At 33.1% G+C, this 14,456-nt stretch carries 13 protein-coding genes and 1 pseudogene; 10 read left to right on the top strand and 4 right to left on the bottom strand.

Annotated features, from left to right (window positions below):
• Positions 1-89: 89 nt before the first annotated feature.
• Positions 90-1,511: a 2-polyprenylphenol 6-hydroxylase gene (gene ubiB / locus ABWU56_RS03070; RefSeq protein WP_353281842.1), complete on the bottom strand. Its 1,422-nt coding sequence runs from the start codon at positions 1,509-1,511 to the stop codon at positions 90-92.
• Positions 1,508-2,239 carry a metal ABC transporter ATP-binding protein gene (locus tag ABWU56_RS03075; RefSeq protein ID WP_353281843.1) on the bottom strand — a complete coding sequence of 244 codons (732 nt, stop codon included), beginning with the start codon at positions 2,237-2,239 and terminating at the stop codon, positions 1,508-1,510. Before ABWU56_RS03075 ends, ubiB begins: the two co-directional genes overlap by 4 nt.
• Here ABWU56_RS03075 and ABWU56_RS03080 point away from each other — a divergent pair.
• Positions 2,231-3,106 (top strand): zinc ABC transporter substrate-binding protein, encoded by an 876-nt coding sequence (locus ABWU56_RS03080; RefSeq protein ID WP_264682649.1) that lies wholly within the window; start codon positions 2,231-2,233, stop codon positions 3,104-3,106. The two genes, ABWU56_RS03075 and ABWU56_RS03080, sit on opposite strands and share 9 nt — an antisense overlap.
• Positions 3,107-3,472: 366 nt before the next feature.
• Here the strand turns inward: ABWU56_RS03080 and ABWU56_RS03085 are convergent, their stop codons facing one another.
• Entirely contained in the window at positions 3,473-4,801 is a 1,329-nt protein-coding gene (locus ABWU56_RS03085) for an IS4-like element ISWosp7 family transposase (protein ID WP_353281094.1), read from the bottom strand.
• A gap of 476 nt (positions 4,802-5,277) precedes the next feature.
• On the opposite strand from ABWU56_RS03085, the gene ABWU56_RS03090 reads away from it, so the two are divergent.
• The 8 genes and pseudogenes from ABWU56_RS03090 (at position 5,278) to ABWU56_RS03125 (ending at position 11,125) form a co-directional block, all read left to right on the top strand.
• Positions 5,278-6,041 (top strand): IS5 family transposase gene (locus tag ABWU56_RS03090; RefSeq protein WP_353281091.1). Its coding sequence is split into 2 segments (ribosomal slippage): positions 5,278-5,632 and positions 5,632-6,041, totalling 765 coding nucleotides; the frame shifts between segments, so codons are not numbered across the junction.
• A gap of 41 nt (positions 6,042-6,082) precedes the next feature.
• The gene (locus ABWU56_RS03095) at positions 6,083-7,864 is read left to right on the top strand and encodes a hypothetical protein (RefSeq protein ID WP_353281845.1); all 1,782 of its coding nucleotides are present in this window, start codon (positions 6,083-6,085) and stop codon (positions 7,862-7,864) included.
• Positions 7,865-8,526: 662 nt separating this feature from the next.
• On the top strand, positions 8,527-8,697 hold the full coding sequence (locus ABWU56_RS03100; RefSeq protein ID WP_010401597.1) for a hypothetical protein: 171 nt from the start codon (positions 8,527-8,529) through the stop codon (positions 8,695-8,697).
• A gap of 56 nt (positions 8,698-8,753) precedes the next feature.
• The gene (locus tag ABWU56_RS03105; RefSeq protein ID WP_353281847.1) at positions 8,754-8,939 is read left to right on the top strand and encodes a transposase; all 186 of its coding nucleotides are present in this window, start codon (positions 8,754-8,756) and stop codon (positions 8,937-8,939) included.
• Entirely contained in the window at positions 8,927-9,001 is a 75-nt protein-coding gene (locus tag ABWU56_RS03110; RefSeq protein WP_264375244.1) for a hypothetical protein, read from the top strand. Before ABWU56_RS03105 ends, ABWU56_RS03110 begins: the two co-directional genes overlap by 13 nt.
• Before the next feature lie 47 nt (positions 9,002-9,048).
• A complete protein-coding gene (locus ABWU56_RS03115; RefSeq protein WP_010401598.1) occupies positions 9,049-9,186 on the top strand; it encodes a hypothetical protein in 138 nt (45 codons plus the stop codon).
• 19 nt (positions 9,187-9,205) lie between these two features.
• Positions 9,206-9,662: pseudogene (locus ABWU56_RS03120) on the top strand (transposase).
• A 134-nt stretch (positions 9,663-9,796) separates the two neighbouring features.
• Positions 9,797-11,125, top strand: a complete 1,329-nt coding sequence (locus tag ABWU56_RS03125; RefSeq protein ID WP_353281094.1) for an IS4-like element ISWosp7 family transposase — start codon at positions 9,797-9,799, stop codon at positions 11,123-11,125.
• A gap of 119 nt (positions 11,126-11,244) precedes the next feature.
• Here ABWU56_RS03125 and ABWU56_RS03130 read toward each other — a convergent pair whose 3' ends face one another.
• Positions 11,245-12,546, bottom strand: a complete 1,302-nt coding sequence (locus ABWU56_RS03130; RefSeq protein WP_353281848.1) for a hypothetical protein — start codon at positions 12,544-12,546, stop codon at positions 11,245-11,247.
• A 124-nt stretch (positions 12,547-12,670) separates the two neighbouring features.
• On the opposite strand from ABWU56_RS03130, the gene ABWU56_RS03135 reads away from it, so the two are divergent.
• A complete protein-coding gene (locus ABWU56_RS03135) occupies positions 12,671-14,128 on the top strand; it encodes a TrkH family potassium uptake protein (RefSeq protein ID WP_264730787.1) in 1,458 nt (485 codons plus the stop codon).
• Positions 14,129-14,456: the final 328 nt, after the last annotated feature.

Here is a 14,456-nt window from a genome sequence, read left to right on the forward strand (position 1 = left end):
AAAATACCTTGATAATTCGAGTGAATGTGAACCTGAGTGGTTTCAAGACTTAAATAGTTGTTGTAAACTTGCTTTTATTATCTTTTAGTTCAAGAAATTAAAAGTTTAACGATGAGAATTATAATTACAGACCAAAGTAAAAAGTAGGCTTTTCCATTTGATCTATTTTTCACTTGTAATTTTTTGTCAGCTATTAGGTTTAATTTTTCTATAAGGCTAAATATTCCTTGGATTGTTTTGATGGGATAAGAGCTTTTAATTTTTTCCCTATACCCTATTTTACTTTCATGTTGACTGTTTATCCATGTTTCAACTACTTTCCACATATTGATTTCTGGATAGACTTTCCTACATGTTCCTTCTAATAAAATCATAGTTTTCTGCAGCAATAACAATTGTGTTTGAACTTTCATATCAAAATCACCAGTTATTTTTAGTAGCTGAGTAAGTAATCGAGCAAATGAAATCTTCTGTATAGGCTGTCCAACAATGGGCTCACCTATTGCTCTGCAAGCTGTAACAAAATTTCTATGCTGTGATGGAACATAACCAGCTTTAAAGTGCATTTTTGCAACGTGATCGTAATCCCGATTTAAAAATCCCTTGAGTATCTCTATAACGTAATAGCATGTCTCACGATCTATTCTACCCATGATTCCACAATCCAGGGCAATAATATTGTTATTACTATCGATCATTAAATTTCCAGGATGCATATCAGCATGAAAAAAACAATCCCTATATACCTGATTACAAAAAGATTCTATAAGATTGATAGCTATTTGCTTTCGGTTATTCAGCTTTTCAACTTCGTATATTGGTATAGCTTCCATCCATTCTAATGTTAAAACCTTTTTTGAAGTTCTACTCCAATCTATTTCAGGTACGTAGAAACCTCTGTCATGTTTAGTATTTTCCTTCAGTTCCGAAGAGTGGGCAGCCTCAAAGCGTAGATCTAACTCTAATCGGCAAATTTCAGCAAAAGTTTTGACTAATTCAACTGGCTTCAGCCTTTTTGATTGTTCACTAAATTTTTCTGCAATTTCTGCAAGCCAAGAAAGCATTTTTATATCCCTTGAGAATGTTTTCTCAATATTTGGCCTCAAAACCTTTACAGCAACTTCCTTACCCTCAATTGTAACTGCTCTATGCACCTGAGAAATTGATGCTGCTGCAATTGGCTTTTCAGAAAAACTTGAAAAAATGTCGCTTAATTTACAATTAAACTCACTTTCTATAGTTTTAACTGCTATTTTATACGAAAATGATGGCAATCTATCACATATCAATAGCAAGTTATTTGTTATGTCCTCATTTAAAATATCAGTGCGTGATGAAATGGATTGCCCAAATTTAATGAACACCGGACCTAATCTTTCAAGAGCACGCTTTAGTTTATGACCTTGTATTTTATTTATTGATTTTTTTGATGGTGGAAGTAAATAAGGTAACACATTGTAGCGTGTTAGCACTGTAGTTATTTGCAGAAGACGTAGAATATTTTGAATCATTTCGCTGCGTAACTGCCAAATATTTCATTTATCTCCATAATTTCATCAGGTTTACCTTGATAATAGATAGTATTATTTATGCAAATTATGTAATCTGAGGATGGTAGAGCAGAGTTAAGGTCATGAGAAGTCATGAGAATCGACACTGATCGTTCTTTTGCGATTTTATTTATAATATCATAAAATTTAGATCGTGCGTTAATATCCATTGCACTGACTGGCTCATCTAAAATGATCAAATCAGATTCTGAAATTAAACAGCGTGCAAGCAGCAGTAATTGTGTTTGTCCTGCAGAGATTTCTAATACTTGATTTTTTAGGATGTTACCGATACCAACCAATTCTATTGCTTCTGTAACAATGGGTTGATTTTTCTTCAATTTCTTCGAGGAGCTATTGAAAAGGAAAGACTCAACTGTTATTGGCATCAAATTACCAATACTAAAATTTTGTGGCATATAGCTAATTTTTATATTGTCAGCGAATACAATACTGCCAATAAAACCTTTATTTATACCAGCAACTGCTTTCACTAAAGAGGTTTTACCTCCGCCATTTGGACCAAGTATTGTAACTATATCTCCTCTTTGTACTGATATGTTGATATTATCAAGAACTTTTTTATTACCGTATGAAAGAGTAAGGTTTTCTATTTTTAGAATGCAGTTATTGACACTACTTAATTTTTTGGCAAAAATTGACTTCTTCTCAATATTTATATGAGACATTTACTGATTTTTTTTCTATTACTTTCACTTACACTATACTACAATAGTGCCTTTTCATCCAATTTAAAAATTGTAGCTACAATCAAACCTATACACTCACTTGTAGCTTCTGTTACAGATGGAATTTCAAAGCCAGAACTACTAATGTACGAAGTAGTGTCTGAACATAACTACATGCTCAGGCCTTCAGACGCAAGTAAATTAGAATCTAGTAATATTATATTTTATATCGATGATTCTTTGGAAACATTCATTAAAACTTTCGCTAAAGAAAATAAGAAGTTAATACCGCTATCAAGTGCAATCGATCTACTTCCTGCTCGACCACATTCATTTTCTAGTCACATTCAAGATGAAAAAGATTTGCATATTTGGCTGAGTCCTGAAAATGCAAAAAGTATGATACTTTCTATCAGTGCAACATTATCTAATATAGATAAAGAAAATGCCTATCGATACAATACTAACGCAGAGGAGGCTATAAGAAAGATAGACCAAGAAGTAGAAAAAATTACGAAAGAATTGGATGAGTTAAAAAATCAAAAATACATAGTTACTCACGATGCTTATCAATATTTCGAAAAATATTTTGATTTAAGTTACCCAAGCGCCATTCTTTCTATAGAAGAGGATTCTTACATAGGTATGAAGAGTTTAATGAAATTAAAAAAGGTAATGAAAGAGGAAAACGTTAAATGTATTGTTTCTCATTCACGAGAGGATAGCATAAAGCCTAATGTCTTTTCTAGTGACGTAAAAATGGTGATTCTTGATCCTATTGGATCAGATGTAGAGCCTGGAAAGGATGCATATCTAGATATAATCAGCAGCATTGCACAAAATTTCAAGTCTTGTTTCACTGAGTAATGAGTTCTTTTATCTATTCAGATAGCATTGCAAACTTAGTGCTTTCTATTCCAATCACAACTATACCGACATTATCTACCAGAAGTATATCATCCCAGTATCAAGTACTGGGATGACACCTTCTACTACGCAAATTACCACAATGTCCGCACGGCTATACACGTGATGCTGGAATTCTTAGCACACCTTTTGATTTATGAAAAATCAGTGTCTGCATTTACTTCTATTTTTTTATCTATTTTATTTTGCCATTTTACTGCTTACTCTGTATTCAAATTACATGAACCTTTTTATATTAGGCAAGCTCAGGTTATTTTTACGTTTATATATTGATCCGATCTAGTCCAATAAACCATACGCGTCAAGTTAAGAGATTGTGAGCAAATTTAGAGAAGTTAAGGTGGATACTCTAGTTTTTCTGTACTTGTCTTTTAATGAAAACTGCGACCAAGTTATGGTAAGCTTTTTGAGAAAAATATTTAAGCCTTTAATTTTATTATTTAGTGCTAAAAATAACTCTCTAACCCGTCTTTTTAGCTCAATAAATGCCTTTGTTAAGCTAAGCTCCGTATTTTTTTTCAGTTCTGTGCAACCCACTATTCCATGAAATATAAGAATTGCACACAATTTGGCATATAGCTCACATAATACTCTGTATGGCTTTCCTCTCAGCTTATCAAGCCTTATATTACTCTTATATAATTTGAACAATAATTCAATTTGCCATCTTATTCGGTAAACTACTAGTATTTGCTCAGCATTAATCTTACTTTTTGGAACATTAGTTATAAATATCGACCAATTTAGTAACTTTTGGTTCCTTTGAGAAGATGTGTATCCATGTGATCTTGCTAACCTATTAGCCTTTCTTCTTCTAGCCATAGCTTGTTCTTCAGTTAGTTTTTTAAATATAATTCTTACTTTAACCCTTGTCTCTTTTCCTAACAATACCTCCTGTTCTAGAAAAGATCGATCTCCCAAATGTTCTAGTAAATCTATTTTTTGACCTGTCTCTATATCATATATGTTAGTATCGGATTTATAACGACTTATGAAATAAGCTCCTATTTCATTGATTTGTTTAAAAGAACTTGGCACAAAATAACCCAAATCAGATATTAGTAAATCGTTGTTCGATATATTGCTTAAATGGCTTCTATAACCCTGATCTGACCTTATTCCCTCAGTTATATTAAGCTGGTCTAATGTCTGGTTTAGGTAGTCAAAAACTAATTGTAACTTTATTCCAGACTTAGTATTGCTTTCATAACCACTGTAGCTGGTACCATAACCTTTATACATTTCTTCCATACTGTTAGGTAAGCTAATGTAGCTGCTGTCTAATAATTTAACACCTCCAAAGTGCTTCAAGATTCTGCAATCAACTTGTAAGGTATTTTTAAGTAACGTTAAAGATTCATTATACATTCTTTTCATAAATTCCACTGCTTCCTTGGTAAATCTAAAGTCCAGACCTTGTTTTGTTATATTTATCGAGTCTTCATTCAATAATTGACACACTGTCTCTATACTACAATTATCAACCCCTATATTACCCAAAACGATGGCTTTTATGAACGACGAGCCTTTTAGCTTCCTCTTTCTTTTTATGAACCCTGTTGTAGCTGAGATTTTATCTGCTTTTTCATTAAAAAATTCTTTGAGCTTTTTTGAGATGCAAACTATTCTTTTCATTGTATAAGTTCTCCGTTTTCTTTGTTAGATTTAAGAGAACTTATATCTTTTTTTTCTCTTCCTTACACTAAGTTTATTACCACAGTTCCTTAACTTGACGCGTATGGTTTATTTAACACTCCCGAAAGGAACAATGGATCCCAGTGTCTGAGCACTGGGATGACAAGGTAGGAAGTACTGGGATGAAACCTTTTTGCTTCAATATTTTGCACAGTAGCCATGCAACTTAACAGATACTTTTCTCTTCATTTATCCTAAGGTTTTTATGGGTTAAAAAACCCATAAAAACCTTATATAAAACCCCTATTGTGATTAAAAATACACTAAATCTTGGTTTTCACATGTTTCATTTTCTGCCATAAGCGACAATAATTTTGTGCTCTCAAGGAAACTGTTTGCACTAGCTTCTAAGAACCTGTCTTGAAAGGTAATGAAGAAAAGAGTATGATGAGGTAAGCAAAAAATAGGAGGGTAAGTTGTATCCAAGTGATATAAGTGACAAGGAATGGGAAATTTTAGAGCCCTATGTTGCACAAGGAGCGATAGGACGACCAAGAAAACATAACATAAGAACAATTATTAATGCAATAAGGTACATAATGAGGGGTGGTTGCCAGTGGAGAATGCTACCAAAAGATTTTCCTCCATGGAAAACGGTGTATGACTATTTTCTCAGGTGGCGTAATAATGGAAAATTGAAAAAAATACATGACATGCTAGTAAAAGAGGTAAGAAAAATGGTTGGCAAAAATGAAACACCTTCAGTAGGTATAATTGACAGTCAATCAGTGAAAACGACTCAAAAAGGGGATCAAGAGGATATGATGCCGGTAAAAAAATAAAGGGTAGAAAACGTCATATTATTGTAGATACACTAGGTCTTGTAATTACTGCAGAAGTACACAGCGCAAGCATTCAGGACCGTGATGGTGCTACCAATCTTTTTGTTCAAGCTAAATGCAAAGCTCCAACATTACGTAGGTTTTTTGCTGATCAAGGGTATAAAGGTAAATTACAAAATCGATGTTTGTTGGAAACTGGATGTTTGCTAACGATTACCAAGAAATTGGTTGATACAGGATTTCAAGTTATTCCTAAACGTTGGATTGTAGAACGAACCTTTGCCTGGCTTTCCAATTTTAGACGCATGAGCAAGGATTACGAACATTCTCCTCTTACTTCAAAAAACAATATCTTATTTAATATGATTACTTCTATGCTTACTAAATTAGCCAATTAACTCCTTTCAAGACAGGTTCTAAGAAGGCAAAAGATAAGTTAATGCAGTGTAAAAAAGATGCTGTGGAATCACAAAGAGAAATTACAAAATTAGAAGCAGAAGCTAGTGAATTAAAGTCACAGGTTCAAGAAGAGAAAGGGAAGGTAGAACAAACTAAGAATGAAGCAAAAGCAGAAGTTGATAAGTTAAAATTACAGGTTCAAGAAGAGAAAGGGAAGGTAGAACAAACTAAGAATGAAGCAAAAGCAGAAGTTGATAAGTTAAAATTACAGGTTCAAGAAGAAAGAGAGAAGGTAGAACAAACTAAGAATGAAGCTGAGGCAAAAGTTGATGAGTTAAAATTACAGGTTCAAGAAGAGAAAGGGAAGGTAGAACAAACTAAGAATGAAACTGAGGCAGCAAAAGCAGAAGTTGATGAGTTAAAATTACAGGTTCAAAAAGAAAGGGAGAAGGTAGAACAAACTAAGAATGAAGCTAAGGAAGCAAAAGATGAGTTAATACAGTGTAAAAAAGATGCTGAGAAGATGAAAGAAGGCTCTGAACAGGCAATTAATCAGGCAAAGTATGATGATGCTCAAGCAGAAGCTAAACAAGCAAAATTAGAAGCTAAGCAAGCAAAATTGGAAGCTAAGCAAGCAAAATTGGAAGCTGAGCAAGCAAGAATAGAAGCTTTGAGGTGCGAAATTGGACAAGAGAGAGAAGAAGTTATGCGGTGTAAAATTGACAAGGTAAAAGAAGAACTTATGCAGTATAAAATTGACATGGCAAAAGCAGAGAATAAGTGTTATAAAAAAGCAGCTGAAGAATGTAAAAAAGAGAAAGGAAGTGATAAAGAAGAACTTATACAGTGTAAAATTGACACGGCAAAAGCAGAGACTGAGTGGTATAAAAAAGCAGCTGAAGAATGTAAAAAAGAGAAAGGAAGTGGTACAGATAAACCTTGTCCCAATGGAGGAGGTGGAACTAATGTAGTCAAACCTGTTACTAATGGAGGAGGAGATGAAACTAATGTAGTCAAACCTGTTACTAATGGAGGAGGAGATGAAACTAATGTAGTCAAACCTGTTACTAATGGAGGAAGGGATGAAAATAGAGAAATTACGTCTCAAAAAATAACCCCAGATTGTAGCAAGGAAGAAATTTGTGGATCTTATGCTCGTTTTTATGGAGAAAATGGAAAGATAGGTTATCAAGGTTTTAATACATCTGATTTATTAAAGAATTTGTATTCTGAGATGTACGGTAATCCTAAAATTGCACCATATATAGAAAAGGGAGCAGAGGGTGGTTATGGTGCAGTAAATTTTAAATTTGCCTTTACTGATACTCTTAGTTCAATAGGCTACTTTAGTGATATAAAATGTGATAAATGCATTAATAGTCCACAAGAGTTAGCGTGTCAAGAAGAAGGGATTAAGAGTTTCTGCTACTCTAACGACTACTATGCTACTAAAGAATGCAACAAGAATTTTTTTTCTAGAGAATCATGTCCTGATCTCGTTAAAGAGTTCGGTGAAATAAATGTTATGAAAGCAAAACAAGTTGCACCATTGATACTTGTTAATAACTCAGGACAAATGATAGATAAAGAGGGCAATAACACTCAAATACACTATAATTTATTAAAGCCTTATCTAAAGGCTAATGGTAAAATCAAGGACTGTGGAAATGACCAAAAGTGTAAGGATTATATTCCAATCATGAAGAAAGTTGCATGGGATACTGATAAGGAAGTACTGTTAAAAACTGTTTTTGATGATATGCAAAGAGCGAGTCCTTACTATGAAGATAATCCTGTTTCTGATGATACTAATTTTATATAAGACTAAATGTTTTCTGGGCTTTTCAGCTCAGAAAACACTTTTTTAGAAAAATAGAATTGGTGACCTTACTCAAAAAAAAGTAGAGAAGAAGTTTTTGTTGTGAGAATAAATTTAGCAGAGTTTATAATATAATATTTAAGTTATTTATGATAAAAAATAGATTTCTTGCATAACTAAGCGTCATCCCAGCTGGGATTTAGCAAGAAAATCTAGATTCCAGCGTTACGCGCTGGAACTCTTTAAATTCCAGTAGTGCAAGAAATCTAATTTCTACGTGTTTAAATATGGAAGTTCTAGTTTGTTGAACAGAACGTTGAGAAGTATCAATAAGAAGCTCCCTTTTGAGTAAACTTTTCTGCAACGGGGGAGTGTTAAATAAACCATACGCGTCAAGTTAAGGAAATATCGTGAAATATAGCAACATTTGAGATGGGCATTTTATTTGTTACATTTATTTTTTTAGGGAGTTCTTATCTAGAAGAAGATGATTTTTTCAGAAGAATCTATAAATTAATAACTTTATTACTTAATATATAAAATAGTTTTTTTTCGTTTCCTTTCTTCCTTATACCACTTTTCCTTAACTTGACGCGTATGGTTAAATAAACTGTGTCAAACCGAGAAGTAAAGTAATAAATTGATAAAAAAATGGAGGTTTGACAATGAGTCAAGCAAACACAACTACCGGTTTGGTAGACTATAAAGAATTAGAAACAAATATCTTATCATCTATACGAGAAGGAAGACCATTGACAGGAAGAGATGGAGCATTAACACCATTTATAAAAAAACTGCTAGAGGGAAGGCGAGATAGAAAACCATTTGTCGGCTGAAAGCGAAGAAAACAACCGAAGAAATTCAAAGACTTTACGGACAAGTATTTGAACTATTGACACCAAGAGATAGAGAAGGAAGTTTCGAGCCACAAGTAGTCAGAAAAAGGCAAACAACCGAACTTGAAGCAAAGGTTTTAAGTACATATGCCAGTGGCATGGGATATAGCATCGCATGTAGAAGAAATATAAAATATCTGCAGCAGAGATATCAAGTATTACTGACAAATTGTTACCGGTAATCAACGAATGGCGCAGTCGTCCGCTGCAATCTGTATATCCAATAGTGTTCATGGTTTTTTAAGGTCAAGGAGATTGTGTAAGCAAATGTATGTATAACATATTAGCAAAATGGCAGAAAAGAAGTTTTGGGTTTTTATTTGGCTGAAAGTGAAGTTCTGGTTGGGAGTACTAAATGACCTAAAAGAGAGAGGAGTAGATGATATTCTGATAGCTTGTGTTAAAAAGCTTTCCTACAGCTATAAATAGCGTATTTCCTAATGCAGAAGTGCAGCTGTGTATAGTGCACCAAATACGCAACTCATTGAAGTACGTGGCTAGCAAAGATGTAAAGAGCTTTTTAAGTGATTTGAAGAAGGTATATCAAGCTTCAAGCAAGGAAGTTGCTGAGAATTATTTATTGGAATTGGATGAAAAATGGGGTGCAAAGTATCCTATGGTTTTGGCAGAACAATTGGGAGAATTTATCTGGTTATTTTAAGTATTCAGGCCCAGTCAGAAGGGTAATTTACACTACCAATCCCATAGAGGGGCTGCATAGGCAAATTAGAAAGTTCACCAAGACCAAAGGCTCATTTACCAGCATAAGTGCCTTGTATAAACAGGTATATTGTGCTATAAAAAAGGTGGAAGAGAAATGGACTATGCCTGTACATGATTGGGCATTAACCATATCCCAGCTCGACATTTTCTTTCCTGGTAGATTGAAAATTGAGTTGAGCTAAAAATTAGGTTTGACACAGTTTATTTAACCATACGCGTCAAGTTAAGGAACTGTGGTAATAAACTTAGTGTAAGGAAGAGAAAAAAAAGATATAAGTTCTCTTAAATCTAACAAAGAAAACGGAGAACTTATACAATGAAAAGAATAGTTTGCATCTCAAAAAAGCTCAAAGAATTTTTTAATGAAAAAGCAGATAAAATCTCAGCTACAACAGGGTTCATAAAAAGAAAGAGGAAGCTAAAAGGCTCGTCGTTCATAAAAGCCATCGTTTTGGGTAATATAGGGGTTGATAATTGTAGTATAGAGACAGTGTGTCAATTATTGAATGAAGACTCGATAAATATAACAAAACAAGGTCTGGACTTTAGATTTACCAAGGAAGCAGTGGAATTTATGAAAAGAATGTATAATGAATCTTTAACGTTACTTAAAAATACCTTACAAGTTGATTGCAGAATCTTGAAGCACTTTGGAGGTGTTAAATTATTAGACAGCAGCTACATTAGCTTACCTAACAGTATGGAAGAAATGTATAAAGGTTATGGTACCAGCTACAGTGGTTATGAAAGCAATACTAAGTCTGGAATAAAGTTACAATTAGTTTTTGACTACCTAAACCAGACATTAGACCAGCTTAATATAACTGAGGGAATAAGGTCAGATCAGGGTTATAGAAGCCATTTAAGCAATATATCGAACAACGATTTACTAATATCTGATTTGGGTTATTTTGTGCCAAGTTCTTTTAAACAAATCAATGAAATAGGAGCTTATTTCATAAGTCGTTATAAATCCGATACTAACATATATGATATAGAGACAGGTCAAAAAATAGATTTACTAGAACATTTGGGAGATCGATCTTTTCTAGAACAGGAGGTATTGTTAGGAAAAGAGACAAGGGTTAAAGTAAGAATTATATTTAAAAAACTAACTGAAGAACAAGCTATGGCTAGAAGAAGAAAGGCTAATAGGTTAGCAAGATCACATGGATACACATCTTCTCAAAGGAACCAAAAGTTACTAAATTGGTCGATATTTATAACTAATGTTCCAAAAAGTAAGATTAATGCTGAGCAAATACTAGTAGTTTACCGAATAAGATGGCAAATTGAATTATTGTTCAAATTATATAAGAGTAATATAAGGCTTGATAAGCTGAGAGGAAAGCCATACAGAGTATTATGTGAGCTATATGCCAAATTGTGTGCAATTCTTATATTTCATGGAATAGTGGGTTGCACAGAACTGAAAAAAAATACGGAGCTTAGCTTAACAAAGGCATTTATTGAGCTAAAAAGACGGGTTAGAGAGTTATTTTTAGCACTAAATAATAAAATTAAAGGCTTAAATATTTTTCTCAAAAAGCTTACCATAACTTGGTCGCAGTTTTCATTAAAAGACAAGTACAGAAAAACTAGAGTATCCACCTTAACTTCTCTAAATTTGCTCACAATCTCTTAACTTGACGCGTATGGTTTATTTAACACTCCCTTTTTATTCTGGATACTAGGTTAAAAATAGAACGTTTAAATTTCTTGTTTTTATTGTTATCATACTTAGATTTCCTAAGAACTTATTTACTACAAAATACAACAAGTTCTATTTATTTGAGAAAGTTGTGCGTCTTGTAGAACAGATTTTGTTGTAGGTTTCTCTGTAGCTATTTCAAGGTTTTCTTCTATGCTTTTTTGTTCTCTGTAATCTTTAACTTCTTGAATGAAATCTTCAAGCCACTTCTCACTACCTATCTTGGCATGTCGTTGTTGCTCACCTTTAAGAAGTTTTATTACAGCTGCATCTTGATTTTTAGGCACTCTTTGATATTTAAGCCACAAGTCACGAATATCAGGAGGAGCTTTTTTCAAATGAGCTTCAAAGGTTGCTTTTGTGTCTTTTGTACTTTCTTCTTGTTGATCTTGATGGAATTTAAACCAGAAATTGCGAATATCAGGAGAAGCTTTATCCCAAAGAAGTTTAGTAATTTCTTTTATATTTCTCAGATCTTCTTGTTTCAATCTTTTACCATCACCTATATATCGTTTATTAAGACCAACTTGCAGAGGATAAAGTAAAAAGGTAGTTTTGCTCTGTGAATGTATAGGTCTATTTAAAATCATTGCTAGATTTGTATCACAATCTTCTAATACTGCTTTAACTTTTTTAACATCTAGATAATCTATTGCTTGACGTAATTTATGGTGAAGATCACTTGTTCTCTCTAAATTTTCCACTTTTTGTATAGCTCTACCACAAATACCATTTTTCTGATTAGATTCTTCATAAGTTTGTTTAGTGGCTTTTTCAGTGTACTTTCTATTATAATCCTTAACTTCTGGAATAAATTTTTTAACATCATAATCTGAACTCTTATTAGCTAATTTGATTGCGCTATTACTCAAGAGAATACGAGTGTCTTTATTAGCTTTCTGCCAAAGTGCCTTAATGATATCTACTACTGATCTTGAAATAGCATAGTCTAAGATTGTATAATTGTTATTAACCTTATCTGTCAAAACCTTTTGTATATCACTGTTGCTATTACTGTTGAATATGTCATGGACCTTTTTAAGACTGCCCTGCTGGACTGCATAATACAATGAATTTAGAGTTTTTTTACCTTTCCAGAAAGCATAGGTGTTCTTATCAGCTTTCTGACGAATTTGTTCAATGACCTCTGCATTTCCTTTGAGATTATCAGGATCGAAGATGGCACGACCGTTATAATACTCGCTTCTTAAAATTTCTTGTATATAACTGTCGCTATGACTGTTGAATATATACTGGATCTTTTGGTGATCGTTCTTCCAAATTGCATCAAGTAATAAATCTTTAACTCCATTTTTTTTAAAAATTAATTCGCTTTGTTCAAAAATTGATGCCATACCATACCTCTCTATTTAGAACAAATTTATTTGCTGTAGTTACACGTATTTATAGTCAAGTCAAGAGAAAAAATTAGCAAAGTAGTTGAATTTTTAATAACATATAGCTTTCACTGTACTATCTATGGAAAATTTGCAAATTTTACGTTCAATTGTATTTATTGTGGGAATTTTCCTATTGTTGTTTGGCGTAGCAATGCTTATTCCTGCTATTACTAATAATTATCTAGGTTACGAATGGAAAAATTTTCTGGTTGGATTTATAGTTACCTGCACATTTAGTGCGACTTTTATTCTACTGGGTAAACTAAATAGGGTACATGGAATGCCGGCAATTTTTGCGATTACCAGTTGTACCTGGATTGCATTATCTCTGTTTGCAGCTATTCCATTTTATCTTGATAGTTTAAGCTACATTGATGCACTGTTTGAAGCAGTATCTGGGATTACAACCACAGGAGCAACTGTTCTAAGTTACATCGAGCAACAATCTCCGGGGATACTACTGTGGAGAGCAATGCTACACGGTATAGGTGGTTTTGGAGTAATTACAGTAGGAATTGCAATTTTTCCCATATTTAAGGTTTTGAGCTTAAATAATTTACTCTATTCTGAGTACTCAGATGCTCTTAAAAGAAAGTTACCACATACGCGAAGCGTAGTAATACATATTGCAGAAATATATTACTGCCTAATTTTATTGTGCATATTTTCCTATTATCTAGCTGGCATGCCATTATTTGACGCAGTATGTCACGGAATGTCCGCTGTATCAACTGGTGGATTTGCTAACTATAACGATTCTATAGGCTACTACAATAACCCTATATTGGAGGTCATAACAATTATCTTTATGATTTTAGGCTCTTTACCTTTTCTGAGCTATTTAAAAATTGTAAGACGATTAGACGTTTGTTATGATGAACAGGTCTCTTACTTTATTAAGATAGTTGTTATTTCATCTTTGCTTGCTTGTTTTTGGTTATATAAAAATTTTGACTTAGGAGTATTTTTATCATTTAGGTACAGCACATTCACCATTACCTCCTTTATCACATCAACTGGCTATATAATGTGCAACTACTTGAATTGGAGCTTTATTTCAGTCTTAGCTTTCTTTTTAGCCTTTATTGGTGGATGTGGTGGTTCTGCTAGTGGTGGAATCAAAATCTTCCGTTTAGTCATTTTTCTAAAATCTATAAGGAATTACTTTAGCTCTTTATTAAATCCAAGTGAAAGCGATAGAGTAAAACTCAATGGTAAAATACTGGAAAATGATGAAGTTCAATCCGTCTTTACGTTTTTTGCGATTTACATGTTAACGTTCACTATATCATCAATAGTGATGTCTTACTTGAGCAATGCGGACTTTATAACTAGCATCAGCTCTGTTTCTGCAATGCTTACAAATTCTGGCCCAGGATTTAGTAACCTAATAGGTCCTTCAGGTAATTATTCCTCCTTTAGTGGTGGAGTAAAGCTATTTCTATCGTTTTTGATGCTGCTTGGCAGGCTTGAAATATTGCCAATTTATTTTTGTATAGGTAGTTTATACTGGAAACTTTGCCATTCCAGAGTGTAACGCTAATTCAGGTTGGCTTTGTTGCATCGCTACCTATGAAAGGCTAACTATACAAGCAACTTATTGAAAATCTTATTTTTTTGCAGTCAATCTGATCAAATTTAAGAATAGTAATTTATTGTTTGTATTAGTAAATTTAATTCTACTTAAAATAGCTAAAGCATTGAAATTCTTGAATTTTAGCTAGATTAGTGAATGGTAGTAAAATTTCTTTTACTCAAATTTAGATATTCACTGACCGTCCTTACTATAAATGCTAGAATAATAAGCTACTGATATTCTTCATCTTTTTTATCTTTAATCCGCCGTAGATAGCGATGCAACAAAG

Source organism: Wolbachia endosymbiont (group B) of Horisme vitalbata, assembly GCF_964028625.1.
GTDB lineage: Bacteria > Pseudomonadota > Alphaproteobacteria > Rickettsiales > Anaplasmataceae > Wolbachia.

Excerpts from the sequence above, each read along its gene's own strand:
- ubiB (WP_353281842.1), bottom strand. The coding sequence starts at position 1,511 with ATGATTCAAAATATTCTACGTCTTCTGCAAATAACTACAGTGCTAACA.
- ABWU56_RS03080 (WP_264682649.1), top strand. The coding sequence starts at position 2,231 with ATGAGACATTTACTGATTTTTTTTCTATTACTTTCACTTACACTATAC.
- ABWU56_RS03075 (WP_353281843.1), bottom strand. The coding sequence starts at position 2,239 with ATGTCTCATATAAATATTGAGAAGAAGTCAATTTTTGCCAAAAAATTA.
- ABWU56_RS03085 (WP_353281094.1), bottom strand. The coding sequence starts at position 4,801 with ATGAAAAGAATAGTTTGCATCTCAAAAAAGCTCAAAGAATTTTTTAAT.
- ABWU56_RS03095 (WP_353281845.1), top strand. The coding sequence starts at position 6,083 with ATGCAGTGTAAAAAAGATGCTGTGGAATCACAAAGAGAAATTACAAAA.
- ABWU56_RS03100 (WP_010401597.1), top strand. The coding sequence starts at position 8,527 with ATGAGTCAAGCAAACACAACTACCGGTTTGGTAGACTATAAAGAATTA.
- ABWU56_RS03115 (WP_010401598.1), top strand. The coding sequence starts at position 9,049 with ATGGCAGAAAAGAAGTTTTGGGTTTTTATTTGGCTGAAAGTGAAGTTC.
- ABWU56_RS03125 (WP_353281094.1), top strand. The coding sequence starts at position 9,797 with ATGAAAAGAATAGTTTGCATCTCAAAAAAGCTCAAAGAATTTTTTAAT.
- ABWU56_RS03130 (WP_353281848.1), bottom strand. The coding sequence starts at position 12,546 with ATGGCATCAATTTTTGAACAAAGCGAATTAATTTTTAAAAAAAATGGA.
- ABWU56_RS03135 (WP_264730787.1), top strand. The coding sequence starts at position 12,671 with ATGGAAAATTTGCAAATTTTACGTTCAATTGTATTTATTGTGGGAATT.